The sequence below is a fragment of the Maricaulis parjimensis genome (genome assembly GCF_016817355.1).
Lineage (GTDB): Bacteria > Pseudomonadota > Alphaproteobacteria > Caulobacterales > Maricaulaceae > Maricaulis > Maricaulis parjimensis.
Genome location: NZ_JADOTT010000009.1, coordinates 1 through 24,814, shown reverse-complemented (window position 1 = coordinate 24,814; position 24,814 = coordinate 1). Strand labels below are relative to the sequence as shown.

Below are 24,814 nucleotides of genomic sequence, written 5' to 3'. Positions count from 1 at the left end.
GGCCCAGCAAGCGGCGATCTTCCATGGCAAGTGTTCTGCGTGTGCTCTTCGCAGCCCTGATGACTGTGAGTCTGTCGACCATCGCGTCGGCCCAGCAAACGGGTGCTCCGGAAGCAGCCGCCCAGGCCCAGCCTGAAGCCCGGCAGGCCATCCGCCAGATCCTGGTGGAAGGCAATCAGCGGGTCGAGGCCGATACCGTCCTGTCCTATCTGCTGATCCAGCCGGGTCAGGTTTACGATACGCGCCTGGTCAATCTGTCGATCCAGACCCTGTTCGCCACCGGCCTGTTCTCGGACGTTCAGATCGAGGATCGCGGCCAGATCGTCGTCGTGCGTGTCCAGGAAAACCCGATCATCAACCGCGTGATTCTCGAGGGCAATCGCGCCATTGATGACGACAAGATCACGGACGAGATCGAGGCCCAGCCGCGTGCCATCTTCACGCGCGCCCGCGTTCAGTCCGATGTCCAGCGCATTATCGAAGTCTATCGCCGTTCGGGCCGTTTCGCCGCGACCGTGACGCCGAAGATTGTCGAACAGCCGCAAAACCGCGTCGATCTGATTTTCGAGATTTCCGAAGGTCCGGTGACGGGCGTCCGCCGCATCAACTTCATCGGCAATGACAGCTTCTCCGATCGCCGTCTGCGCCGCGAGCTCGTGACGCGGGAATCGCGCTGGTGGCGTTTCTTCTCGTCCAACGACAATTACGATCCCGACCGTCTGGAATATGACCAGGAATTGCTGCGCCAGTTCTACATGAACCAGGGCTATGCCAATTTCCGCGTTCTCTCCGCGGTCGCCGAACTGACGCCGGACCAGGAAAGCTTCTACATCACCATCACGGTGGATGAGGGCGAGGTCTTCAATTTCGGCGAAGTCACGGTCTCCACGGAAATTCCGGACCTGAACGAGGACTATCTGGCGCGCATCCTGCCGATGCAGCCGGGCAATCTCTATCAGGGCCAGATGATCGAGGATGGTATCGATACGCTGACCTTCGCGGCCGGTGCGTCGGGCTATGCCTTCGTGAACATTTCGCCGCGTACCTCGCGCAATCGCGAAGACCGTACGGTCGACGTGGAATTCGTCATCGATGAAGGCCCGCGCGTCTATATCGAGCGGATTGATATTGCCGGGAACACGCGCACGCTCGACCGCGTCATCCGGCGCGAGCTGGACATTGTGGAAGGCGACGCCTTCAACCAGGTCCTGATCGACCGTTCGCGGAACAATGTGCGCCGTCTGGGCTTCTTCGAGGAAGTCGAGATCAATGAAACGCCGGGTTCCGCGCCGGACCGGGCCCGCGTGCAGGTGGCCGTGAGCGAGCAGCCGACGGGTGAACTGGCCTTCGGTGCCGGTTTCTCCTCCACGGATGCCTTCCTGGTCGACCTGTCCATCTCCGAGCGCAATCTGCGCGGCCGAGGCCAATTCCTGCGCTTCCGCATCTCGGCCAGTTCGAACCGGGAATCGATCGATATCCGCTTCACCGAGCCGCGCTTCCTGGATCGCAACCTGGCCGCCGGTTTCGACCTTTTCCGAGTGAATTCGGACTTCCTGTCGGAAGCCTCCTTCCAGACGGAATCGACGGGTGCCTCGCTGCGTCTGGGCTTCCCGGTCACGGCATCGACCAATCTCCAGCTGGGCTACACCTACCGGACCGATAACGTCCTGGTGTATTCCTCGGCGTCGTCGGCCCTGCTGAACCAGGCCGGCAACCGCAATACCTCGGTCATCACCTATACGCTCAACTGGTCGCGTCTGAATGACCCGATCGAGCCGAGCAATGGCTATCGCCTGCAATTCACGCAGGGCTTTGCCGGTATCGGGGGTGATGTCCGCTATGTCCGCTCTGAGATCCAGGGCAGCATTTACCGGCCCGTCCTGCCGAGCATTTTCGGCAATGATGTCGTGGCCAGCTTCACCATGAATGGTGGTTTCTCGATGCCGTGGGGTGGCGACACCATCCGCATCAACGACCGCTTCTTCAAGGGTGGCAACTCATTCCGTGGCTTTGAGGTGGCTGGTATCGGCCCCCGCATTGTCAGTCGGGACGCAACTACGGGTGAACTGATCCGGGGCGATGCCCTGGGTGGCCGCCTGTATGCGATTGGGGCGTTTGAAGTGTCCTTCCCGCTCGGCCTGCCGGAGCAATACGGCGTGCGGGGCAGTCTGTTCACCGAGTTCGGCACCCTCGGGATGCTCGACTCGTCTGACCAGATCGCGGAAGGGGCAGCCGGAACGGCGTTCACGGTCGATGAAGCAGCGCTGCGTGCGTCTGCCGGCCTGAGCATCTTCTGGGATTCACCGTTCGGACCGGTGCGGTTCGACTTCGCACAAGCTTTCATCCGCGAAGATTACGACCGCGCCGAGTTCTTCCGGTTCAGTACAAGAACAGGGTTCTAAGGTTATGAAATTTCTCAAGTCTCTCCTTCTCCTTCCGGTGATGATTGCCGGGCTTGCTGCGCCGGCTCTGGCCCAGCAGCCGGATATCGCCGTCTTCAACGAAGAACGCGTTCTGCGTGAGAGCGCCGTGGGTCAGCATATCGCGACCCGCATCCAGGAAATCGCGACGGAAATCGACGCCGAGCTCAACGCACTGGGCCAGCCGATCCAGCAGGAAACCGAGCGTCTGAACGCCGAAACGGCTTCCATGACGCCGCAGGCCATCCAGGCCCGCCCGGACCTGATGCAGCGTATCGAAGCGCTCAATCAGAACGCCCAGCAGTTCGAACTGGCCCGCCGTGCGCGCCAGCAGGAACTGGTCCAGACCGAGCGCCAGTCCATGGCTCCGGTTTACCAGGCCCTGCAGCCGATCCTGCAGGCTGTGGTCGAGGAACGCGGCATCGACATCCTGATCGATCGCGGCAATCTCGTCTTCGCTTCGGCCGATGTCGACATCACCCCGCTCGTCATCGAGCGTCTGAATGCGGCTCTGCCGACCACGAATGTGACGCGCGTTCGCGTCTCCCAGGAAGCTGCCGCGGCCGCCGCCGGCCAGCAGCAGTAAGGGCAGACCGTGGCCGATCCGCGTTTCTACGACCGGCTGGGCCCGCTGACATGTGAAGAGATCGCCGCGCTTTCGGGTGCGGCGATTTCTGATTCAGGCCAGCCTGCGCCCCGTATCGAGACCGTCTCCCCGCTGGGCGAGGCCGAGGCCGGCGCGCTGGCCTATGCTGAAAATTCCCGGGCCCTGAATGATGATGGCGGTCGACGTCTCGAGGGTGTCGTCGTGCTGGCGCCGGAGGCGCTCTCCGAGATTTTGTCCGAGCGCGGCGCCTTTCATCTCGTTCATCCCCATGCCCGTTCCGCCTTTGCGGCGGTGGCGGGATCCATGTTCAAGCCGCGGGCCTTGCCGGTGGAGCATGTCATCGATCCCACCGCCACTGTCGCCGCCACCGCGCGGGTTTCACCCGGCGCCGTTGTCGGGGCCGGGGCCGAGGTTGGTGAGAACGTGCTTCTGGGGCCGGGCGCTGTGATCGGGCCGGGTTGCCGTATCGGGGCGGGCAGCCGGATCGGTCCTCATGCGGTGATCCAGTGCGCGGATATCGGCAAGGATTGCAACATTCTGGCGGGAGCCGTGATTGGCGAGGCCGGTTTCGGTGTCGCAGTATCGCCGGAAGGATTGATCGATATTCCGCATCTGGGCTCTGTGGCCATTGATGATGCGGTAACGATCGGGGCGAATTCCTGTGTGGACCGGGGTCTGTTCGGTGCGACACGGGTCGGCGAGGGCAGCAAGATCGATAACCTCTGTCACATCGGGCACAATTGCCAGATCGGGCGCAATGTCGTCATGGCCGCCTATGCCGGCATTTCCGGCAGTTGCATCATCGAGGATGGTGTCATGTTCGGTGGCCGTGTCGGCACGCATGATCACATCACCATTCATGCCGGTGCCCGGGTCGGCGGCAATTCGGCTGTCGGGCGCAATATTCCCGCTGGCGAGACCTGGTTGGGCTCTCCGGCCCAGCCGATTGAAGCCGAAATGCGCCAGGTCGCGGCCCTGCGCCGCCTGACGCGCGCATCCCGCAAGAAAGCCAAGGACTGATCCCCGTGTCCGACCGGATTGAACACCAGGAAATCCTCACCCTCCTGCCGCACCGCTATCCTTTCCTGCTGATCGATGCTGCTGAGGATTACAAGCCCGGCGAATCCATTGTCGGGATCAAGGCGGTGACCGCCAATGAACCCTTCTTCCCGGGTCATTTTCCGGGCAATCCGGTCATGCCGGGCGTTTTGATGATCGAAGCCATGGCCCAGGCTGGCGCTGTGCTGATGTACAAGACGCTCGATGTTCGGCCCGATGCGGCCACGGTCTTCTTCATGGGCACGGACAAGGTCCGTTTCCGCTCGCCCGTCCGCCCGGGCATGATGCTGCGCATGCCGGTCAGCGTGACCGCCGCACGTCATGGCGTCTTCAAGTTCAAGGGCGAGGTCTATGCCGACGGTGTCCGCGCCGTGCAGGCCGAGTTTTCCGCAAAGGCAGTCGAGAATCTATGAGCCAGGCCGAGATCCATCCGACAGCAATCATTGAAGACGGGGCCCAGCTGGGCGAAGGCGTCGAGATCGGCCCCTTCTGCATTGTCGGCCCCAATGTGAAGCTGGGCGATCGGGTTCGTCTGATCTCTCACGCCACAGTAGCGGGCCATACGACGCTGGGTGAGGACTGCGTGCTTTATCCGGGCGTCCATCTGGGCCACCCGCCGCAGGATTTCAAATACCAGGGCGAAGACACCAAGCTGATCATCGGCCAGCGCAATATCATGCGCGAGAACGTTACGATGCATCCGGGCACGACCTTTGCCCGTGGCCAGACCGTGGTGGGCGATGACGGGTATTTCATGGTCGGCTCCCACGTCGCCCATGATTGTGTTGTCGGGGATCGGGTCGTGTTCGCCAACTGCGCCGCAATCGGGGGTGAGACCATCATCGCCGACCACGCCATTCTTGGCGGCTATGCCGGCGTCCACCAGAAAAGCCGTATCGGCCGTCATGCCTTCGTCGGTGCCATGGCCATGGTCACCGCAGACGTGATTCCCTACGGCTCGGTAATCGGCAATCACGCCCATCTCGCCGGCCTCAATGTGGTCGGGCTGAAGCGCCGGGGCATGCCGCGCGAGACGCTGCGCGATCTGCGGGCCGCCTATCGTCTCCTGTTCGCCGAGGAGGGCACGTTCGATGAGCGTGTGGATGATGTGGCGCATCTCTACAAGGACAATGCGCCGGTGATGGAGATCATCGCCTTCATCCGGGAAGACGCCAAGCGATCGGTCTGCATGCCCCATGACTGAGCCAGTGGGTCAGACGGGTGAATGGACCCGCCTGGGCATTCTGGCTGGCGGCGGAGATCTTCCGCTCGAACTCGCCGAGGCCCGGCGATCGGAAAATCCCTTCATTGTCGAACTCAGCGGTTTTGCCGACCGTGATTATTCCGCTTTCGAAACGACGCGCCAGGCCGTCGGCCAGATCGGTGGCGTGATCAAGGCGCTCAAAGCGGCGGGCTGCGATGCCATCTGCTTTGCCGGCTATGTCACCCGTCCCGATTTCAGCGCCCTCAAAATGGACACACGGGGTCTGGCCCTTCTGCCCAAGGTATTGGCTGCTGCGCGCAAGGGGGATGATGCCCTGATCCGCGCTGTCGTTTCCGCTTTCGAGCAGGAAGGCTTCCGCATCGTCGGGGCCGATACCGTCAAGGGCGAGCTCATCCCGTCCGGTCCCCAGGACGCCATGGGTGTGGATCCGGCCGGGCATGAAGACGATACCGCCAAGGCCTGTGAGATTGCGCGCCAGATGGGGGCGCTGGACATCGGGCAGGGCGCCGTGGTCGCGGACGGCTTGGTGCTCGCCGTTGAGGCTCAGGAAGGCACCATGGGCATGCTGGAGCGCGTTGCCGGGCTTCCGGCAGAATTGCGGGGCTCAGCTGACCAGCGCCGCGGTGTGTTGGCCAAAATGCCCAAACCCATCCAGGAGCGCCGTGTCGACTTGCCCACGATCGGGCTGGACACCGTGGAGGCCTGCCATCGCGCAGGCCTGGCCGGTATCGCTCTGGAAGCCGGCGGGGCCATTATCCTGGAACGCGAACAGGTGCGCGCTGCGCTGCAGGCACATGGCCTGTTCGTGGTGATCGTGGATCCGCCCCATGGCTGATCCCAAATCCGTCTTCATCGTTGCGGCCGAACGCTCCGGTGACCATCTCGGAGCCGGTCTGATCCGCGCTCTGCGGGACGCGGCAGGAGACGGGGTCCGGCTGGCTGGCGTCGGGGGCGACGCCATGGCCGGCGAGGGGATTGAAAGCGCGGTCGACACATCCGGTCTGTCCATTCTGGGCCTGTTTGACGGGCTGAAAGCCTATGGCCGCGTGAAAGCGAAAGTGGCGGAAACGGTCGCCGAGATCCTCCGGGTGAAGCCGGACGCCGTTGTGCTGATCGACAGCTGGGGTTTCATGCTGCGCGTCGCCCAAGGCGTCCGGGCTGCGGATCCCTCCATCCGCCTGATCAAATATGTCGGCCCCCAGGTCTTCGCGACACGCCCCGGCCGGGCGAAAACCCTCGCCAACACGGTCGATCATCTGATGACGATCCTGTCCTTTGACGCGCCCTATTATGAGCCGCATGGTCTGCCGGTGACCTTTGTGGGCAATCCGACACTGGACCGTCTGCCCACCGGCGATGGTGCTGCCTTCCGGGAGCGTCATGGCCTCGCACAGGATCAGGAGATCATGCTGGTCCTCCTGGGCAGCCGAACCTCCGAAATCCGCCGTCTGTGGAAAAGCTTCGAAGGCGCCGTGAAATCCCTCACCGGGGCGCGTCCGAACTTGCAGCCGGTTTTCATCATGGCCGCCCCGGTGGAAGACCTTGTCCGGCCCCGCCTGGAAGCGGGCGGCTGGATGATCGTGCGCGAGGATGAAAAGGCCGACGCTTTCGCCGCGGCCGATGTCGCCCTGGCCTGTTCGGGCACGGTGGTGACCGAACTTGCGACCGCCGGTGTTCCGACCGTGACCGGTTACCGGCTGGGCTGGATGACCTGGGCGGTGCTGCGCCTCCTGCGCGTGATGAAGGCGCCCTTTATCTCGCTGGTGAATATCGCTGCCGGGCGCATGCTGGTCCCTGAATTCGTCCAGACCCAGTGCCAGCCGCGGCAATTGTCGCAATCGGTGTCCGGCCTTCTGGATGATCCGGAACGCCGCAAGGCCCTCAGCGAGGAACTGGTGGCCGCGACACGGCAATTGCGCGGCGAGGGTGATGCCAGCCGCCGGGCCGCCGAGACCGTGATCTCACTTCTCTAGCTGCGTGTTTCAGGCAAAGGAAAAGGGCCGCCCAACGGGCGGCCCTTCCTGTGTCCGGGGTCTGCCAGCCTAGCGCTTGGACAGGTCCACATAATCGCGCGGCGTGGCGCCGGTGAAGAGCTGGCGCGGACGGCCGATTTTCTGGGACGGATCCTCGACCATTTCGGTCCACTGGGCGATCCAGCCGACCGTACGGGCCAGCGCGAACAGCACGGTGAACATCTCGGTCGGGAAGCCCATCGCCTTGAGCGTGATGCCCGAATAGAAATCGATGTTCGGATACAGCTTCTTCTCGACGAAATAATCGTCTTCCAGGGCGATCTTTTCCAGTTCCATGGCGACCTGCAGGAGCGGGTCATTGCGCACGCCCAGCTCGTCCAGGACCTGGTGGCAGGTCTCGCGCATGACTTTCGCGCGCGGATCGTAATTCTTGTAGACCCGGTGACCGAAGCCCATCAGGCGGAACGGATCGTCCTTGTCCTTGGCCTTGCGGACATATTCCGGGATCTTGTCCACGGAACCGATCTCGTAAAGCATGTTCAGTGCGGCTTCATTGGCGCCGCCATGGGCCGGACCCCACAGCGAGGCAATGCCCGACGCGATACAGGCGAACGGGTTGGCACCGGACGAGCCGGCCAGGCGGACGGTCGAGGTGGACGCGTTCTGCTCGTGGTCGGCGTGCAGGATGAAGATCTTGTCCATCGCCTTGGCGAGCACGTCGGAACCCTTGTAGTCCTCGGCCGGAACGGCAAAGCACTGACGCAGGAAGTTGGACGCATAGTCCATCTCATTGCGCGGGCTGATGAAGGGCTGGCCGATGGAATACTTGTAGGCCCGGGCCGCAATGGTCGGCATTTTGGCGATCATGCGGTGCGACGCGATCGTGCGCGCTTCCGGGTCGTTGATGTCCGTGCTGTCATGGTAGAAGGCGGCCAGGGCGCCGACCGTGCCGACCATGATGGCCATCGGGTGGGCATCGCGGCGGAAACCGCGGAAGAACTGGTCGAACTGGTCGTGCAGCATGGAGTGACGACGGATCGTCCAGTCGAAATCCTCGAATTCCTTGGAGCTCGGCAGTTCCCCGTGCAGCAGCAGGTAGCAGACTTCCATGAAGTTGGACTGGTCAGCCAGCTGGTCGATCGGATAGCCGCGATACAGCAGCGTGCCTTCGCCGCCATCGATATAGGTGATCTGGCTTTCACAGCTCGCCGTCGAGGTGAAGCCCGGGTCAAAGGTGAACATACCCGTCTGCGCGTACAGTTTGCGGATATCGATCACGTCCGGACCGATCTCACCGCTCATCACCGGCAGATCATAGCTCTGGCCGTTCACGGTGAGGGTGGCGGTACCGTTCGGTTTCGCTTTGTTTTCCATCACGTCATCCCCTTGGGTTCCCGGCTGCGCCTAAGCGTCTGCCGACATCTGGTCCTTGATACGGTCCAGCGCTTCCTCACGACCCAGGAAGGTCATGACTTGCGCCAGATCGGGAGCCGGTGCTCCACCGGTCAGCGCCGCACGCAGCGGTTGGCCAACCTTGCCGAAACCGACCTCTTCGGTTTCCGCGAATTGCTTGAGCTCTTCTGCGAGAGACTCCTCCGCCCATCCGCTCAAATCGGACAAACGGGTGAAAAGCCGGTAAAGACGCTGCCGCGCTTCGTCGTTGAGCGGTTTAGCGGCTTTGCCCTCCAGGTGGAAGGGGCGGATTTTGAGCAGAAAATAGCTTTGCCGCGCCAGCTCTTCCAGAGTGGCCGCCCGGGTTTTCAGAACCGGCATTGCGGTAAGTAGTCGCTGCCGGGTGATATCCGCGTCCGTGATCCGGTCTTCCAGCGTGTCCAGGAAGGGCAAAACCAGCTCGGTCAGGCGGTCATCATCGGCGTGAGCCAGGTGATGGCCATTGATATGGTTCAGCTTGTCCAGATCCATCCGGGCCGGGGCCTTGTTCAGGCCGGCCAGGTCAAAGGCGGCAATCGCTTCTTCATCCGTGAAGATTTCCTGGTCGCCATGGGACCAGCCGAGGCGCAGCAGGTAATTGCGCAGGCCTTCGGGCAGATAGCCCATATCGCGATAGGCTTCCGCACCCAGATCGCCATGTCGCTTGGACAGTTTCTTGCCGTCCTGGCCATGGATCAGGGGCACATGGGCGAAAACCGGACGCTCCCAGCCCAGTGCATCATAGATCTGGCTTTGGCGGCCGCCATTCACCAGGTGATCATCGCCGCGCACGATATGGGTGATGCCCATGTCATGATCGTCGACGACCACGGCCAGGTTATAGGTCGGCGTGCCGTCCGAGCGCAGCAGAATCAGGTCATCGAATTCCTTGGCAGCCCAACGCACCGAGCCCTGGACGGCGTCCTCCAGGACCATGTCGCTGTCGGGTGCGCGGAAACGCACCGTGTAGGGCGTGTCAGCGGGGGCCTCGGAGGCATCGCGGTCGCGCCAGGGCGAGCGCAGGGCGCGGCCCTCGGCGAAGGCCTGGTCGCGCAATTCTTGGACCTCGTCCGGCGTGCAATAGCACTTGAAGGCCTGGCCCTTGGCGAGGAGTTCGTGCGCGATCTCGGCGTGACGGCCGGCCCGTTCGAACTGGGAGATGACATCGCCATCCCAGTCCAGACCCAGCCAGGTCAGGCCGTCGAGAATCGCATCGATCGCGTCCTGCGTGGAGCGGGCGCGGTCGGTATCCTCGATACGCAGGAAGAACTGTCCGCCATGGCGTTTTGCCAGCAGCCAGTTGAACAGGGCGGTACGCGCACCTCCGATATGGAGAAAGCCGGTCGGGGACGGCGCGAAGCGCGTTCGAATGGGGTTGTTTGTGTTTTGCACGTGCGAATTCATGCTGCGCTGCAAGAAGGGAAAGGTGTGTTAGCATGAATACCAGCTTTTGCGATAGACCGAAGGCTGCTTCATGTTTCAACCTGCCAGGGGCCTGCCGCAAAGCCTTGCGCCGGGCCTGACAAAACCGCTGCTGAAATTCCGGGCGGCTGAGGCTGAAAGCCCGGCCGTCATGCTCGCTCTGGCTGTAATGGCGGGGTGTGCACTCTATTTTTCACGGTCATTCCAGCCGGATGCAGGGCTGTGGATCGGGGCGGTCATTGTGCTGGCAGGCACGGTCTGTCTGGTCCTTCTGATGACCCGGTTCGGCCAGGCCGGGAGGCCGAACAACCTCCTCCTGGCACTGGTTGTTCTCGCCGGAATCGGACTGGGCTTGTGGCGCAGCGACATGCGCAGCCAGGCATTCGAGGAGGCTCCGGTGATTGCATCGGGTCAGCGGGCCATAGGGTTCCAGGGCTGGCTGGAATCCGTGGACCGGAACGCGCAGGGCCGGTCCCGATTGCTGATCGCGATACCGGCCAGTGACGGGCATCCCGCTTACCGGGTGCGTGTGCTGGGAAATGCGGGCGATCAGGGTCCGGGCGATTGGATTTCCGTCCGGGCCGTTGTCGAGCCACCGCGGCAAGCCGTCATGCCGGGGGGCTATGACGGCGCGTTCCAGGCCTATTTCCAGCGCCTCGCCGCGACGGGCTATGCGGTGGAAACCGCAAGAGCCGGTCCGGTCCTTGTCAGCGATGATCCACTCCTGGCCGCACGACAGGGGCTGGCGCGCTTCCGGGCAAGTCTCGCTGACCATATTCGCCACCGCTTGCCCGGGCGCAGTGGCGGCGTGGCGGCGGCCTTGCTCAGTGGCGACCGGTCCGGCATCGACCGAGCGGATGTCGAGGCCCTGCGCGCCGCGGGACTGGGGCATCTCCTCGCCATTTCCGGTCTGCACATGGCGCTCCTAGCCGGCGGGCTCTTCTTTGCAATACGCGCGGGTCTGGCGGGCTTTACGCGCTGGTCCCGCGCACATGACCCGGCGCGACCGGCTGCGCTCCTCGCACTGATCGCGGCGCTGGCCTATCTCCTGCTGTCTGGCGCGGCGATCCCGACCCAGCGGGCCTTCATCATGACGGCGGCCATGCTGGGGGCGGTGATCCTGCGGCGGCGCGCGCTCTCCTTTCACACCCTGGCCATGGCCGTATTGCTCGTTTTGATGCTGCGCCCGGAGGCGATCCTCTCGCCGGGCTTCCAGATGTCCTTTGCGGCTGTCACGGCGCTGATGGCCACAGCCCAGGCCTGGCAGGCCCGACGCCAGCCGCGCACCCGTTTTTCAGACCGGGGTGTCGTGCGGGACTTTCTGGGGGGATTGGCAACAACCAGCCTGGTGGCCGGGCTCGCGACAGGCGGATTTGCGGCCTTCCACTTCCACCGCATGGCCAGTTTCGGCCTCGCCGGCAATCTGATGGTCATGCCCGTTTTCTCGCTCCTGGTCATGCCGGCGGGCATTCTGGGGCTCTGCCTCATGCCCTTCGGTCTGGATGCCGTGCCCCTGTGGATCATGGGGTGGGGCATTGATCGTGTCCTCGACGTGTCCCACTGGGTCGCTAGCTGGCCCGGAGCCCTCCAACCGCTCGCCGGTGCGCCGGGCTGGGTCTTGGCCGTGTACACGGCGGGCTTTCTTGTCCTCCTGCTCACAACGCGCCGGAACCGGCTGGTGGGATTGTGTCTCATGGGGATGGCCGGACTGGCCTGGGCGCAGCACGCACCCGCGGATATCTTCATCACCGGTCAGGGCGTTGTCGTGACGCGGGATACGCCATCAGGGGACTGGCAGGTCAGCGATGCGCGTCGGGACCGTTTTGCCGTCCGGGTATTTCTCGAAAGCGTCGCTGAAACCGAAAGACCCGGCCGGGCCGTGCAAGCCTGCGATCAACAAGGGTGCCGTCTCGATGCCGGTGATGGGGCACTGCGGATTGTTCATCTGGATAGGCCGGAGCAATGGCGTGAGGATTGCCGGCGGGCGGATCTCCTGATCCTGCATGTCTCCTTGCCGGACCATGTCCAGCGCCAGTGCGGGGCAATGATTGCCGATCTCACACGGCCGGATGCGTGGAGCCCGGCCCTGATATGGTTGGGAGAGGCTGGCATCCAGCGCCTGCGCCAGGTTCAGACGGCCGGAAGTCTTCGCCCCTGGCAGGACCGTCCACGTTTGCGCTTGCCCCGTATCCGCCCGGCCCAAACGGAATGAGCCCCGCGAAGGGGCTCATCTCACACGCTCAAATCTCACAGACTTTCAGACCAGGCTGACGCGTGATCTGTCAGTGATAGCGTCGCAGCAGGCCCACCAGGCAGCCTTGCACTTTCACGCGGTCGGGACCGAAAATGCGGGTCTCATACTCCGGATTGGCGGCTTCCAGAGCGATGGAGCCACCTTTCTTGCGCAGGCGTTTCAGCGTGGCTTCCTCGTCATCGACCAGAGCCACGACGATATCGCCGGAATTGGCGGACTCGCAGCGCCGGATCAGCACGGTGTCGCCGTCCAGAATGCCCGCCTCGATCATGGAATCGCCCTTGACCTCCAGCGCGAAGTGCTCGCCCTGTCCGATCATGTCCGCCGGAATGGGCAGGCGTTCCGTCTCGTGCTGGATCGCAGAGATCGGCACACCGGCCGCGATGCGGCCCAGAACCGGAATTTCGATGGATCCAGGGGTGTCATCGGCCTCCGGCTTGGCAAAATTGCCGCGCACGACATTGGGACCCAGATCCCCGCGGGCGGCATTGAGATCACCACTCGCTGCCGATTCCGGCAGTTTCAGCACTTCCAGTGCGCGGGCCCGGTGGGCGAGGCGACGGATGAAGCCGCGCTCCTCCAGCGCCGTGATCAGGCGGTGCACGCCGGATTTGGAAGCGAGTTGCAGCGCCTCCTTCATCTCGTCAAAGGAGGGCGAAACGCCGGTTTCCTTGATCCGTTTATGGATGAAGAGCAGAAGTTCGTTCTGTTTGCGTGTCAGCACGGCAACCCCCTGGGAACACCCCTGAATCGCAAACAGGCGGACAGGGAACAAATCAGGAATTCTCCGATTTGTTCTATATGTGTTCCTGTGAGGGGTCAAGCCGCGCGGGGTCGGCCTCAATCGCGACCGAGAAGAGTCCGGGTGGCTTTTGTCACATCGTCCTGCCGCATCAGGCTTTCCCCGACCAGCAGAGCTCCGGCGCCGGCGTTTTGCAGACGGGTGGCATCATCATGCGTGAAGATACCGCTTTCCGCGACGAGAAAGGTCTCGTCCGGCACCATCGGGGCCAGCGATTCGAAGGTCTCCAGCGAGGTCTCGAATGTGCGGAGATTGCGGTTATTGATGCCGATCATCGGGACGCCGAGGGCCAGAGCGCGCTCCATTTCCGGGGCGTCATGGACTTCGACCAGGCTGTCCATGCCCCACTCGCCGGCGGCGTCGATGAGGCGGCGCGCCGTGTCATCCTCGACGGCGGCCATGATGACCAGGATGGCATCGGCACCCAGCATGCGCGCTTCGGCGACCTGGTAGGTGTCGTACATGAAGTCCTTGCGCAGGGCGGGCAGGGCGGTGGCTTCACGGGCTGCCGTCAGGAACGCATCGGCGCCCTGGAAGCTGGGCGTGTCGGTGAGAACCGACAGGCAGGACGCGCCGCCATCCTCATAGGCCTTGGCCAGCAGCGGCGGATTGAAGTCGGCCCGGATCAGGCCTTTGGACGGGCTGGCTTTCTTGACCTCGGCGATCAGGCCCAGCCCGTGCGCCGCGGCATCGCGTTGCAGCGCGGCCTGGAAACCGCGAACCGGGGAGGCCTCGCGAGCACGGGCCTCGATCTCTGCCAGCGGGGCCTTGGCCTTGCAGGCCGCAATATGCTCCAGCTTGTAGGCGCCAATGCGGGCCAGTGTGTCCGGCGTGTCGGTGGTCTGGGTCATGGCTCTACTCGCCCCTGGAAATCGCGATCATCCGGTCCAGCGTTGCGCGGGCCCGGCCGTCATCAATCGCGCCGGCCGCCAGCTCGGCGCCTCCGGCAATCGTTTCAGCCTTTCCGGCCACGACCAGGGCAGCCCCGGCATTGAGCAGGACGATATCGCGGAAGGCACCGGTTGCACCCGCCAGAAGGCGGTTGATTGCTTCGGCATTGTGGGCCGCATCACCGCCCTTGAGATCCGCCTCGCTGACACGCGGGATCCCGGCCTCGGCCGGGTCGAATGTGTAGCAGCGGATGTCGCCATCCTTGAGTTCGGCAATATCCGTCAGCGTCGTGGTGGTGATTTCGTCCATGCCGTCCTGGCCGCAGATCACCAGGGCCCGGACACAGCCCAGATCGCGCAGGGCTTCGGCCATCGGCACCAGCCAGCGCTTGTCATACACGCCCAGCAATTGCCGCTTCACCCCGGCCGGATTGGAGATCGGGCCCAGCAGGTTGAAAATCGTCCGCACGCCCAAGGCCTGGCGCGCCGGGCCAACATGGCGGACCGCAGAATGGTGGGCCGGGGCATAGAGGAAACCGGCACCCGCCTCGGTCAGTGACCGCTCCACACGCTCTGCCGGACAGTCCAGTTCCAGCCCGAGTGCGCCCAGCACATCCGACGAACCGGACTTGGACGATGCCGCGCGATTGCCATGCTTGGCGACGATCGCACCGGCACCTGCCGCCACGATCGCTGCGGCGGTCGAGATATTGTAGGCACCCTTGCCATCTCCGCCCGTACCGCACGTGTCGATGGCACCTTCCGGTGCCGTGATCCGTGTCATGCGCGCCCGCATCACGCGGGCACCCGCCGCGATATCGGTCGGCGTTTCGCCCAGTGCGGCCAAGCCCATCAGGAAGCCGGCAATGGCCTCGCTGGAGGCTTCGCCATCCATCAATTCCTCGAACGCGCCGGACAGATCATCCGGCTGCGGGCGTTCGCTGCGGCTCAGGGCCTGCAGGCAGCGGGCGAGACACGTCATGGCGATCTACTCGTCGGTTGGTCGTTGCGGGGCGTGCGGGTCAGGCGGCCTTGGCGCGGGGTGTTCCCGTCAAGGCCAGGAAATTGGCCAGCAAGTCATGGCCGTGTTCGGAGGCGATGGATTCCGGGTGGAATTGGACGCCGTGAACCGGGCGGTCACGATGGGCCAGGCCCATGATCTCGCCATCGGGCGTCGTTGCGGTCACTTTCAGGCAGGCTGGCAGGCTTTCGGGCTCTACCGCCAGCGAGTGATAACGCGTCGCTGTGAAGGGCGAGGGCAGGCCGGCGAAAAGGCCGGTTCCGTCATGGCTCACTTCGCTCGTCTTGCCATGCATGATCTGCTTGGCTGAGATCACCTTGCCGCCGAAAATCTGACCGATCGACTGGTGACCCAGGCAGACCCCCAGAATGGGCAGATCGGCTGCGGCCTTCTCGATCACCTCCAGACACATGCCGGCCCGGTCCGGATCACACGGCCCCGGCGACAGCACAATCCCGTCAGGATTGAGCGCCAGCGCTTCCTCCGCGCTCATCACATCATTGCGGATGACGCGGGTTTCCGCTCCCAATTCCTGGAAGTAATGGACCAGGTTGAAGGTGAAGCTGTCATAATTGTCGATGATCAGAAGCATGCCGTTTCTCCTGCCCGCAAACCTAGGGGTAATAAGGTATCCCGCCAATCCCGCGACTGCTTAACTTGCGCTTAACGGCTCAAGCTGCGTGGTTAATGCATGACACGCAGAAGTGCACCCTCGATTCGGACCCCACATTCCGCCATCCCGGCTTTCGCCGGGGCGATTGTGGCATGTGCCTATCTTGTTGGTGCTGTTGTGTTTTCTGCAGCCAGCCAGGCCGAGCGTACGGATCGTTCCGCTGTCAGCGCCAGCCTTCCGCCTGCGACTCGCCAAGCCGTCCGGGCGCGCAATCTTCATGATTATTCGGGTCTGGCCGCCACAGACGCCTTGCCCGAACCCCTCGAGGTCAGCGAAACGGATGTGATTCCGCTCACCGCCGACACGGCCATGGCGCCGGACCTGCCGCTCGTCTCAGCGCCCCGGATCGCGATCGTGATCGATGATGTCGGGCTGGATGTCGCTGCGGCCCAGCGCGCCCTCGATCTCGATACCCCGCTGAGCCTGGCCATCCTGCCCTATGCCGAGGCCGCTCCGTCCTTGTCCGCACAAACCGTGGCGCGCGGCCGAGATGTCCTGCTTCACATGCCGATGGAACCGGTCGGTCTGGCGGATCCGGGACCCAATGCGCTGCGTCTCGGGCTGAGCGATGAGGATCTTGCCGCCCGCATGCGCTGGGCCTATGCCCGCGTACCGGGTGCCGTCGGCATCAATAATCACATGGGCAGCCGTTTCACGGCCGATCCGCGTGCCATGCGCGTCGCACTGGCCTCGGTCGCCGAACAGAACCCGCTTTTCCTCGACTCACTGACCACGGGCGAAAGCCGGGGCCGGGCGGTCGCGGACGGGTTGGGACTGCGGGCTCTCCAGCGCGACATCTTCCTGGACCATGTCATCGACGCTTCTCAGATCGAGGCCCGTCTGGCCGAGGCCGAGGAATTGGCCCGCGAGCGCGGCTGGGCCGTGGTGATCGGTCATCCGCATGCCGAGACGCTCGACGTGCTGGAGAACTGGCTGTCACCGGCCCGCGAACGGGGCGTGGAATTCGTCACGCTGACGCAATTGTCCGCTCAGCTGGACACGCGTCTGCGTCCGACCGCCGAGAATACCTCCCAGCGTTGAGGCTCAGTTCTGACCGAGTGAATCCCCAGCGGCCCGGAACAGGGCTTCCGCCTTGTTCACCGTCTCCACGCGTTCCGACTCCGGATCACTGTCCAGCACGACGCCGGCACCGGCCTGCACGTACAGGCGTCCATCCTTGAACACGGCTGTGCGCAGGGCGATGGCCGTATCCATGCCGCCATTGGCGCTGAAATAGCCCACCGCGCCGGCATAGATGCCGCGGCGATGCGGTTCCAGCTCGTCGATGATTTCCATCGCCCGCACCTTGGGGGCGCCGGAGACCGTCCCGGCCGGGAAGCCGGCAAACAGGGCCGACACCACATCCTCGCCTTCGGCCAGATCGCCTTCTACATTGGAGACGATGTGCATGACATGGCTGTAGCGCTCGACGATCTCGCGCGCGGTGATACGGACGGTTCCGGCCTTGGCGATCCGGCCCACATCATTGCGGCCCAGATCCAGCAGCATCAGATGTTCGGCCCGTTCCTTGGGGTCGGCCAGGAGATCGGCTTCCAGCGCGTCATCCTCGGCCGGTGTCTTGCCGCGCGGACGGGTGCCGGCGATCGGGCGGATGGTGACGACATCATCGCGCAAGCGCACCAGGATTTCCGGACTGGAGCCGATGATCTCGAACCCGTCAAAGCGGAAGAAGAACAGGAAGGGTGACGGGTTGAGGCGGCGCAGGGAACGGTAGATCCAGAATGGATCGCCCGGATAGTCCGCCGAGAAGCGCTGGCTGGGCACGACCTGGAAGGCATCGCCGGCACGGATATAGGCCCGCGCCGCATCCACGGCAGCCCGGTAGGCCTCGGGAGTTTGGTTGGAGCTGCGTTCGCCCAGTTCGCCTTGTGGGCGTTCAAGCTCCGGCGTCGGCGAGGCGAGGGCCCGCAGGGTCATCTCCATGCGTTCCACGGCCGCGTCATAGGCTTCGCGTGCGGAGTACTCGCCCGGACGCACCGGGCAATAGACCTGGATCTCCTGCTTCAGCGCATCGAAGACGACCATGATCTGCGGGCGGATCAGGCAGCTTTCCGGCACGCCCAGCGGGTCCGGCGCAGCCTGTTCCGGCAGGCGTTCCAGATAGCGCACCATGTCATAGCCGACATAGCCGAACAGGCCCGAGGCCAGCGGCGGGGCGTCGTCGGGCAGGGGGCAGTGTGCGTCCTCGATCACCTGGCGCAGGGCCGCCATGGGTTCGGCGTCCAAATCCTGGAAAGAGCGCGCGGCGACATCCATGCCGCGGGCTTCGGACACTTGGCCATTGCGGCATTGCCAGATCAGGTCGGGGTCAAGGCCGATCGCGGAATAGCGGCCGCGCCAGGCTCCGCCCTCGACGGATTCGAGCAGGAAAGCGTCCTTGCGGTCGCGGGCCAGGCGCAGATAGGCCGCCACAGGCGTCAGCAGGTCATCCACCTGCCGGGCTGCCAGCACGGTCGTTTCCCCACGCTCATACGCCGCAGCGACCGTCTTGAAATCGGGAGTGACGGCCGGTTTTTGCATCATGGTCCTGTAGCGGCGTTGGCGCCCAGGGCCTGGTCCACCAGATTGCGGTCGATACCGCCATCATTCAGGGCGTATTCGGTTTCCAGAGCCAGTTGCAGCGACTGGAAGAAGTCGTTCGTGGCTTCCTGATTGATCGCGGTTTCCAGCTCGGACAGTTCCGTTCCGGCAAGGGCGGACGTATCCGGCGTGATCACTTCATCGACCGAGAGGATGACATAGCGACCCTGGGCCGCTTGCACGGTTTCCCAATTGCCCGGGGTCATGGAGAAAGCGCGGGCAATCACGGCACGCGGGAAGTTCTCCGCCGTGTCGCTGCGACGGGCCGTGGTGCTTTCCGCGCGTCCACCCGTGGTCAGGGCCACAATGTCGATGCTTTCGCCGGCTTGCAGCTGGGCCAGCGCCTCTTCGGCGCGTTCGGCCAGTTGCGTGTCCAGCTGGGATTCCCGCCAACGGGCTTCGGCAAGGTCACGGACCTCGGCCAGCTCGCGCAGGTGCGAGGGCACGATTTCGTCGACGCGAGCGATGTAGAAATCCGTCTCATTGAACTGGGTCAGGTCGGTGGCATAGCCTTCCGGCGCCGCAAACACGGCCGGCAGGATTTCCTGGCCAAGCGTGGCATAGCGTTCAAAATCGATCTCGAGGCTGGCATCCCGGCCGTATTGGTCCAGCGGCTGGAAGATTTCCAGCGGCGAACCGGAGGCCGCGGCCGCCTGTTCCAGCGTGGCACCGCTGGCGCGGGATTCCTCGAAGGACGCAATCTGGTCATAGAGCGCATTCAGCGCGTCAGCGCGGGCCAGCTCGGTGAGGATTTCCTCGCGCTGTTCCTCATAGGTCGGCGTGGTGGCCGCGACGGCGGCCCGGACGGCGACGGCATTCCAACCGAAACGGCCCTGAATGGCGGAGGCTTCCCCTTCGGCCATGGCGAACACGGCGTCAGCAACATCCGTGTCCGGCACTTCATAGGCCTGGACCTCTTCCAGCTCGACCGGCTCGCCCAGTCCCAGTTCGGCCGCGATGGCCGCAGCGTCCTCGCCGGCGGCCAGCCGGTCCGCAATCGCCTGTGCCGAGGCTTCGTCGGTCGCGGTCAGCTGGACGAAGCTGCGCAGGGGCGGGGTGCCGATCTGGCCGGCTTCGACCTGGTAGTCATAGGTCTCGCGCAGTGTTTCTTCATCGATATCGACATCGCGGATGAAATCTTCCAGCTGGAAGCGCACCAGGGTGAAGGCGCGCATGTCCGGCACGGTGAAGATTGGCAGGCCGGTGCGCGGATCGGGCAGGGTGGCATTGGCTTCGACGAAGGTCTGCAGGTCCTCATCGGTCGGATCTGCGATGGCATCGGCGGCCGTTGCATCGAGAACGAGCCCGGTCATCCGGCGCTGTTCCTGGGCCAGGTCAAAACGGTTGCGGGCCATGCTGTCGGGCAGGGCAAAGCCACCGGCCAGGCTGAGCAGCAATTGCTGGCGGCGCAGATCGCCTTCCATCGTGTCGCGGTACTGGGCTTCGCTCATGCCGGCGCGTGCCAGGGCCGAAATCATGGTGTCATAGTCATAGCGATCCGTGACCGGATTGCGGAAGGCCGGCTCGCGGGCCGCTTCCGAAGCCAGCGTGTCGCCGGAAATCACGATCCCCAGATCATCGGCCTTGGCTTCCAGTGCCGCTTCCACGGCGAGCCGCTGCAGCACTTGTTCGCCCAGACCTTCATCGCGCGCGTCCTGGGCCGTATAGCCCGGCTGCTCCGCCTGGCGGCGTTGCAATTCGCGGTCGAACGCCATGCTGAGTTCGCGCACGGAAACCTTTTGCTGGCCGGCCACAACCACGGCCGTTCCGCTGCCGGTGAAAATACTATTCCCCCCGGTCAGGATCAGGCCGAGGCAGAGCAGCAGAAGAAGGGCAATCGCCAGCGGCGATTTGGCGAAGGACCGGAAGAGGGAAAGCATGAGTCACGGAGCCTTGTGGAAAATGACGGGCGGAAGGTAGCGGCGTGGATTCATGCTCGCAAGCATTGGGCGCGGTCGGAATGCGGTGACGCAGCCGGATTCTTGCCCCCGGAGCCGGTCGCGACTAATCCTTCCAAGCTCACAGGGGATGATTTGGGGCATCAAGGAGGGGATATGCCACGCACCGCGCTGATTGCCGGAAACTGGAAGATGAACGGCCTGGCGGCCGATCTGGACTTCTTTGACGCGATCGCCGGTCCGGCAGCGTCCTCACCGGCGGATGTCCTGATCTGCCCGCCGGCGACCTTGCTGGCTGCTGCTGCAGCGCGCTGCGCCGATACCGGCATTTCAGTCGGTGGTCAGGATTGTCATGCCCATGAGGCCGGGGCCCATACGGGCGATATTTCCGCGGCCATGCTGAAAGACGCCGGTGCACGCTATGTCATCTTGGGGCATTCCGAGCGCCGCGCCGATCACGGCGAAAGCGACGCCATGATCCGGGCCAAGGCTGACGCCGTACTGGCGGCCGGCCTGATCCCGATCATCTGTGTCGGCGAGACGAAGGCTGAACGGGAAGCCGGAAAGGCGCAGGCTGTCGTCACCGCCCAACTGGCCGGTTCGCTCCCGGACAATCCGCAAAACATGGAATTGGTCATAGCTTATGAGCCGGTCTGGGCAATCGGTACCGGATTGACCGCTTCCGTGTCGGATGTGGAGGAGATGCACGCCGCCATCCGCGCCGCCCTCCCGGAACCGCTAACTACCCGAATTCTTTATGGTGGTTCGGTCAAACCGGCCAATGCCGAGAGCCTCCTGGCACTGCCGGATGTCGATGGTGCCCTGGTGGGTGGGGCCTCTCTGAAAGCCAGTGATTTCACAAGCATAATCAACGCGGCTGGTCGTTAAACCGAACCTCTTCGGTAAGCGGATTGAAACTTATTTCGGGCAGGTTGGAAGACTGACTGTCCAGGCAAGTTTCAAAGAGCGACCCTCGTATGGCCGAAACCGATTATTCCCGCGCATCCGTTGTCCTGTTCGACCCGGTGCACGCCAACCAACGCACGACCCGGTATGCGTTGCACGAGATCGGTTTCCGTCAGATCGAGTGCGTGGCGTCTCTGACCGAGCTCAAGTCCATGGTTGCCGATACCGGCCCGACCCTGATCGTCGCCGAATCCAGTGCAACCGATGCCGATGTGTTCAAACTCGTCCGGGCCGTGCGCAAGGGCGAGGTCGGGGCCAATCCGTTTGCGGTTATCCTTCTGACCACCTGGAGCCGGGATACGACCCATATCCGCCGCGCTATCGAATGTGGCGCCGATGATGTGATCGTGCGGCCTTTCTCGACCAATTTCGCCGAGGAGCGCGTGAAGACGCTGATCCATGGCCGCAAGCAATTCATCGTCACCAGTGACTATATCGGCCCGGACCGCCGCAAGGATGCGGATCGAAATTCCGACGCCCAGCCGGTGACCGTGCCGAACATTCTCAAGGCGACGGTGGAAAACGATTATCAAGCCCTCAGCGATGCCGCCAACTGGATCCAGGAAGCCAAGGAGACCGTGCGCGCCGAACGTCTGCGCCGTCTGGCCATGCGGATTGTGGTCTCTACCGAGCTTCATGCGTCCAAGACCGGTGACGGTCCCAGCCTGCCGGTCAAGCTGGATACCGGTGACCTGATGCGAACCGGGCATGAAATGAAAGCCCAGCTGATCAAGGCCGGCCGTGCGGAAGCCGCGGAAATCTGCGAAGCCATGCTGGATCAGGTCAAGACGTTGGGTGAGGGCAACCAGGCTTCGCTGTCCACGCTGAAACTGATCAAGGAATTGGCGATGGGCGCCTATGCCGCCTTTGCCAATGGTGACACGCTGGAACGCTCGAAAGACGAGATCGGCCGCACCGTCACCAATCTGCGCAAACGCCTCAAGGCGAAGGCTGAAATGGCTGCTCAACGCCGGGCTGCGGAAGCTGCGCAGGCCGCTGAACAAGACGCTACCGCAGACGATGCTGGCCAAGGCGAAGAGCCTGGTATAAAACGCGCCGCCATGTAGCCGGGGCTTGGCAACGCCGCAGGGCGTTCCCACCTTGTCTGCAAAGACCCAGAAGTCGCAAACCACGGCGGTACCGATGAAAGAAGTCCTCCTGATCGTCCAGCTCCTCATCGCGCTTGGACTTGTCGCTGTCATTCTCATGCAGCGTTCCGAAGGCGGTGCTCTGGGTATCGGCGGCGGTGGCGGCGGCGGTATGATGTCGAGCCGGGGCGCAGCCAATGTGCTGACCCGCACGACCATGATCCTGGGTGCACTCTTCATCATCAACTGCATCGCTCTGGCCGTGTTCGCCGGTGTGGATTCGCAGGGCCGTAGCGTGTTTGACCGCCAGGTCGAGAACCCTGCAATCGGCATTCTGGACGAGGAAGAGCAGGGCGCTCCGGTGCCGACTGACGGCTAACCGTCCAAGCTTTTCACATCAAATCTTGCAATCGCGTCTTTTGGCGCGCTCGAATCTGGGATAATCAGACGGCCCATGCCGCGATATATCTTCATTACGGGCGGCGTGGTCTCCTCTCTTGGAAAAGGCCTCGCTTCAGCCGCTATTGGTGCTCTGCTGCAGGCCCGGGGCTATAAAGTCCGCCTGCGCAAGCTTGATCCCTATCTCAATGTCGACCCGGGCACGATGTCGCCCTATCAGCATGGCGAGTGCTATGTGACTGATGATGGGGCGGAAACTGACCTCGATCTGGGTCACTATGAGCGCTTTACGGGCGTTCCCGCCAGCCAGGCCGACAATATCACCACGGGCCGGATCTATTCCCGCATCATCGAGCGCGAACGCCGGGGTGACTATCTGGGCGCGACCGTTCAGGTGATTCCCCACGTCACGGACCAGATCAAGCAATTCGTCCTGTCTGACGCGGGTGATGTCGATTTCGTCCTCTGCGAGATCGGTGGCACGGTCGGCGATATCGAGGGCCTGCCCTTCTTCGAGGCGATCCGCCAGCTCGGCCAGGAATTGGGTGAGGAAAACGCCGTCTTCCTGCACGTCACCCTGCTGCCTTTCATCAAGGTGGCCGGCGAGATGAAGACCAAGCCGACCCAGCACTCGGTGAAAGAGCTGCGCTCGATCGGTATCCAGCCGGATATCCTTCTGTGCCGTTGCGAAATCCCGATCCCGGCCGGTGACAAGCGCAAGATCGCCCTGTTCTGTAATGTCCGCGAAAGCGCCGTCATCGAGGGCCGTGACGCGGCCTCGCTCTATGATGTGCCGTTGGAATACCACCGTCAGGGCCTGGATACGGAAATCCTGCGCTGTTTCGGAATTGCCGATGCGCCGGCACCGGACCTGACCCGCTGGGAAGGCATTTCCCACACGATTGCCAATCCGGACGGCGAAGTGACGATCGGTGTCGTCGGCAAATATGTCGGCCTGCTGGACGCCTATAAATCCCTGATTGAAGCCCTCAACCATGGCGGTCTGGCCAATGGGGTGAAGGTGAAGCTCAAATGGCTCGACAGTGAGCAGTTCGAGAAGGATGACCCGTTCGAACCGCTGGAAGACGTGCACGGCGTGCTCGTTCCGGGCGGTTTTGGCGAGCGTGGTGTGGAAGGCAAGATCGCCGCGGCGAAATTCGCCCGTGAGCGCAAGGTTCCCTTCTTTGGCATCTGCTACGGCATGCAGATGGCGGTGCTGGAAGCGGCCCGCAATCTGGCCGGCATCCCCAATGCCGTTTCGTCGGAATTCTCTGAAGAGGGCGAGCTGGTCATCGGTCTTCTGACCGAGTGGACACGGGGCAATGCCGTGGAGACCCGATCGGCCGATGGCGATATGGGCGGCACGATGCGCCTGGGTGCCTATCCCGCTGTTCTCAAAGAGGGAACCAAGGTCCGCGAAATCTATGGTGAAGCCCATATCGAGGAGCGTCACCGTCACCGTTATGAGGTGAATGTGGGCTATAAGGACAAGCTGGAAGCCTGTGGGCTGACCTTCTCCGGACTGTCACCCGATGGCGTTCTGCCGGAGATTGTCGAGATTGCGGACCATCCCTGGTTCGTCGGCGTGCAATTCCACCCGGAACTCAAATCCCGTCCCTTCGAACCGCACCCGCTCTTCGCCAGCTTCATCGCGGCGGCCCTGCATCAAAGCCGGATGGTCTAGGCGCGCCACACGCGGGCGTGGTCAGAACAAGCTCGACATCCCCCTTCTCCCCGGGGAGAAGGTGCCGCGTAGCGGCGGATGAGGGGGGCGGCGAGGTATTCGCGATTATCGGCCAGCACCGGGATTTCCCCCTCTCCCGGCGCATGCGCGCCACCCTCTCCCAAGGGAGAGGGAGTGCTGATCGCGCCCCATTTATCCCCACCCTTCAAACCTGTGCCAGACTCCTCCTCGACGTCCGGGAAGAGAGGCATGAGCTCAGTCCCTTGGGCCCGGAGGTTTGCGGAGCCTGTCCGCGCGAAGGGGTGACATCCTGAGCACCGGCAGGGCGTCCGGCCCGGTCTGACGGCACTAAACGCCCGACCTGAGTACCGGCCGGATTGGAAACGGGGGCGAGAGCGTTC

At 63.5% G+C, this 24,814-nt stretch carries 21 protein-coding genes; 13 read left to right on the top strand and 8 right to left on the bottom strand.

The annotated features are described in order from the left end of the window. Nucleotides 1-23: 23 nt before the first annotated feature. Genes bamA through lpxB form a run of 7 tightly spaced genes read left to right on the top strand, consistent with a single transcriptional unit; the run spans nt 24 to nt 7,284 of the window. Nucleotides 24-2,402, top strand: a complete 2,379-nt coding sequence (bamA, locus tag I0K07_RS13665; RefSeq protein ID WP_203294363.1) for an outer membrane protein assembly factor BamA — start codon at nt 24-26, stop codon at nt 2,400-2,402. A gap of 4 nt (nt 2,403-2,406) precedes the next feature. Then, nucleotides 2,407-3,006, top strand: a complete 600-nt coding sequence (locus tag I0K07_RS13660) for an OmpH/Skp family outer membrane protein (RefSeq protein WP_203294361.1) — start codon at nt 2,407-2,409, stop codon at nt 3,004-3,006. Nucleotides 3,007-3,015: 9 nt separating this feature from the next. Further along, on the top strand, nt 3,016-4,047 hold the full coding sequence (gene lpxD, locus I0K07_RS13655; protein WP_203294359.1) for a UDP-3-O-(3-hydroxymyristoyl)glucosamine N-acyltransferase: 1,032 nt from the start codon (nt 3,016-3,018) through the stop codon (nt 4,045-4,047). Nucleotides 4,048-4,052: 5 nt separating this feature from the next. Continuing rightward, on the top strand, nt 4,053-4,499 hold the full coding sequence (gene fabZ, locus I0K07_RS13650) for a 3-hydroxyacyl-ACP dehydratase FabZ (RefSeq protein WP_203294357.1): 447 nt from the start codon (nt 4,053-4,055) through the stop codon (nt 4,497-4,499). Further along, nucleotides 4,496-5,290, top strand: a complete 795-nt coding sequence (lpxA, locus tag I0K07_RS13645) for an acyl-ACP--UDP-N-acetylglucosamine O-acyltransferase (protein ID WP_203294355.1) — start codon at nt 4,496-4,498, stop codon at nt 5,288-5,290. The genes fabZ and lpxA overlap by 4 nt, the downstream gene beginning before the upstream one ends. Beyond that, nucleotides 5,283-6,146, top strand: coding sequence for an LpxI family protein (locus tag I0K07_RS13640; RefSeq protein WP_203294353.1), 864 nt, complete (start codon nt 5,283-5,285; stop codon nt 6,144-6,146). The genes lpxA and I0K07_RS13640 overlap by 8 nt, the downstream gene beginning before the upstream one ends. Further along, nucleotides 6,139-7,284 carry a lipid-A-disaccharide synthase gene (gene lpxB / locus I0K07_RS13635; RefSeq protein WP_203294351.1) on the top strand — a complete coding sequence of 382 codons (1,146 nt, stop codon included), beginning with the start codon at nt 6,139-6,141 and terminating at the stop codon, nt 7,282-7,284. Before I0K07_RS13640 ends, lpxB begins: the two co-directional genes overlap by 8 nt. Nucleotides 7,285-7,353: 69 nt before the next feature. Here lpxB and gltA read toward each other — a convergent pair whose 3' ends face one another. Beyond that, complete coding sequence (gene gltA / locus I0K07_RS13630; RefSeq protein WP_203294349.1) at nt 7,354-8,658, bottom strand: citrate synthase; 1,305 nt, start codon at nt 8,656-8,658, stop codon at nt 7,354-7,356. Nucleotides 8,659-8,688: 30 nt separating this feature from the next. Beyond that, nucleotides 8,689-10,119 (bottom strand): glutamate--tRNA ligase, encoded by a 1,431-nt coding sequence (gene gltX / locus I0K07_RS13625; protein WP_203294347.1) that lies wholly within the window; start codon nt 10,117-10,119, stop codon nt 8,689-8,691. A gap of 70 nt (nt 10,120-10,189) precedes the next feature. Here gltX and I0K07_RS13620 point away from each other — a divergent pair, with 70 nt between their 5' ends. Further along, nucleotides 10,190-12,349, top strand: coding sequence for a ComEC/Rec2 family competence protein (locus I0K07_RS13620; RefSeq protein WP_203294345.1), 2,160 nt, complete (start codon nt 10,190-10,192; stop codon nt 12,347-12,349). Between the two features lie 70 nt (nt 12,350-12,419). Here the strand turns inward: I0K07_RS13620 and lexA are convergent, their stop codons facing one another. The 4 genes from lexA to I0K07_RS13600 form a co-directional block, all read right to left on the bottom strand. Further along, nucleotides 12,420-13,115: a transcriptional repressor LexA gene (gene lexA / locus I0K07_RS13615; protein WP_203294343.1), complete on the bottom strand. Its 696-nt coding sequence runs from the start codon at nt 13,113-13,115 to the stop codon at nt 12,420-12,422. Between the two features lie 116 nt (nt 13,116-13,231). Further along, on the bottom strand, nt 13,232-14,044 hold the full coding sequence (trpC, locus tag I0K07_RS13610) for an indole-3-glycerol phosphate synthase TrpC (RefSeq protein ID WP_203294341.1): 813 nt from the start codon (nt 14,042-14,044) through the stop codon (nt 13,232-13,234). 4 nt (nt 14,045-14,048) lie between these two features. After that, complete coding sequence (trpD, locus tag I0K07_RS13605) at nt 14,049-15,065, bottom strand: anthranilate phosphoribosyltransferase (RefSeq protein ID WP_203294339.1); 1,017 nt, start codon at nt 15,063-15,065, stop codon at nt 14,049-14,051. 40 nt (nt 15,066-15,105) lie between these two features. Then, nucleotides 15,106-15,696, bottom strand: coding sequence for an anthranilate synthase component II (locus I0K07_RS13600; protein ID WP_203294337.1), 591 nt, complete (start codon nt 15,694-15,696; stop codon nt 15,106-15,108). 198 nt (nt 15,697-15,894) lie between these two features. On the opposite strand from I0K07_RS13600, the gene I0K07_RS13595 reads away from it, so the two are divergent. Further along, nucleotides 15,895-16,818: a divergent polysaccharide deacetylase family protein gene (locus I0K07_RS13595; RefSeq protein ID WP_203294335.1), complete on the top strand. Its 924-nt coding sequence runs from the start codon at nt 15,895-15,897 to the stop codon at nt 16,816-16,818. A 3-nt stretch (nt 16,819-16,821) separates the two neighbouring features. On the opposite strand, the gene trpE is transcribed toward I0K07_RS13595, so the two are convergent. Then, nucleotides 16,822-18,321, bottom strand: a complete 1,500-nt coding sequence (gene trpE / locus I0K07_RS13590) for an anthranilate synthase component I (protein ID WP_203294333.1) — start codon at nt 18,319-18,321, stop codon at nt 16,822-16,824. Further along, nucleotides 18,318-20,258 (bottom strand): peptidylprolyl isomerase, encoded by a 1,941-nt coding sequence (locus I0K07_RS13585; protein ID WP_203294331.1) that lies wholly within the window; start codon nt 20,256-20,258, stop codon nt 18,318-18,320. The genes trpE and I0K07_RS13585 overlap by 4 nt, the downstream gene beginning before the upstream one ends. Before the next feature lie 174 nt (nt 20,259-20,432). Here I0K07_RS13585 and tpiA point away from each other — a divergent pair, with 174 nt between their 5' ends. The 4 genes from tpiA (at nt 20,433) to I0K07_RS13565 (ending at nt 24,413) form a co-directional block, all read left to right on the top strand. Beyond that, nucleotides 20,433-21,164 carry a triose-phosphate isomerase gene (gene tpiA / locus I0K07_RS13580; protein ID WP_203294329.1) on the top strand — a complete coding sequence of 244 codons (732 nt, stop codon included), beginning with the start codon at nt 20,433-20,435 and terminating at the stop codon, nt 21,162-21,164. Between the two features lie 89 nt (nt 21,165-21,253). Continuing rightward, nucleotides 21,254-22,309 carry a response regulator gene (locus I0K07_RS13575; protein ID WP_203294327.1) on the top strand — a complete coding sequence of 352 codons (1,056 nt, stop codon included), beginning with the start codon at nt 21,254-21,256 and terminating at the stop codon, nt 22,307-22,309. 76 nt (nt 22,310-22,385) lie between these two features. Continuing rightward, nucleotides 22,386-22,709 (top strand): preprotein translocase subunit SecG, encoded by a 324-nt coding sequence (gene secG, locus I0K07_RS13570; protein ID WP_203294325.1) that lies wholly within the window; start codon nt 22,386-22,388, stop codon nt 22,707-22,709. A gap of 75 nt (nt 22,710-22,784) precedes the next feature. Further along, complete coding sequence (locus I0K07_RS13565; protein ID WP_203294323.1) at nt 22,785-24,413, top strand: CTP synthase; 1,629 nt, start codon at nt 22,785-22,787, stop codon at nt 24,411-24,413. Nucleotides 24,414-24,814 lie beyond the last annotated feature (401 nt).

Bases quoted from the DNA above. Each gene is read 5' to 3' on its own strand.
- bamA (WP_203294363.1), top strand. From the start codon at position 24: ATGGCAAGTGTTCTGCGTGTGCTCTTCGCAGCCCTGATGACTGTGAGT.
- I0K07_RS13660 (WP_203294361.1), top strand. From the start codon at position 2,407: ATGAAATTTCTCAAGTCTCTCCTTCTCCTTCCGGTGATGATTGCCGGG.
- lpxA (WP_203294355.1), top strand. From the start codon at position 4,496: ATGAGCCAGGCCGAGATCCATCCGACAGCAATCATTGAAGACGGGGCC.
- I0K07_RS13640 (WP_203294353.1), top strand. From the start codon at position 5,283: ATGACTGAGCCAGTGGGTCAGACGGGTGAATGGACCCGCCTGGGCATT.
- lpxB (WP_203294351.1), top strand. From the start codon at position 6,139: ATGGCTGATCCCAAATCCGTCTTCATCGTTGCGGCCGAACGCTCCGGT.
- gltA (WP_203294349.1), bottom strand. From the start codon at position 8,658: ATGGAAAACAAAGCGAAACCGAACGGTACCGCCACCCTCACCGTGAAC.
- gltX (WP_203294347.1), bottom strand. From the start codon at position 10,119: ATGAATTCGCACGTGCAAAACACAAACAACCCCATTCGAACGCGCTTC.
- I0K07_RS13620 (WP_203294345.1), top strand. From the start codon at position 10,190: ATGTTTCAACCTGCCAGGGGCCTGCCGCAAAGCCTTGCGCCGGGCCTG.
- trpC (WP_203294341.1), bottom strand. From the start codon at position 14,044: ATGACCCAGACCACCGACACGCCGGACACACTGGCCCGCATTGGCGCC.
- trpD (WP_203294339.1), bottom strand. From the start codon at position 15,065: ATGACGTGTCTCGCCCGCTGCCTGCAGGCCCTGAGCCGCAGCGAACGC.
- I0K07_RS13600 (WP_203294337.1), bottom strand. From the start codon at position 15,696: ATGCTTCTGATCATCGACAATTATGACAGCTTCACCTTCAACCTGGTC.
- trpE (WP_203294333.1), bottom strand. From the start codon at position 18,321: ATGATGCAAAAACCGGCCGTCACTCCCGATTTCAAGACGGTCGCTGCG.
- I0K07_RS13585 (WP_203294331.1), bottom strand. From the start codon at position 20,258: ATGCTTTCCCTCTTCCGGTCCTTCGCCAAATCGCCGCTGGCGATTGCC.
- tpiA (WP_203294329.1), top strand. From the start codon at position 20,433: ATGCCACGCACCGCGCTGATTGCCGGAAACTGGAAGATGAACGGCCTG.
- I0K07_RS13575 (WP_203294327.1), top strand. From the start codon at position 21,254: ATGGCCGAAACCGATTATTCCCGCGCATCCGTTGTCCTGTTCGACCCG.
- secG (WP_203294325.1), top strand. From the start codon at position 22,386: ATGAAAGAAGTCCTCCTGATCGTCCAGCTCCTCATCGCGCTTGGACTT.
- I0K07_RS13565 (WP_203294323.1), top strand. From the start codon at position 22,785: ATGCCGCGATATATCTTCATTACGGGCGGCGTGGTCTCCTCTCTTGGA.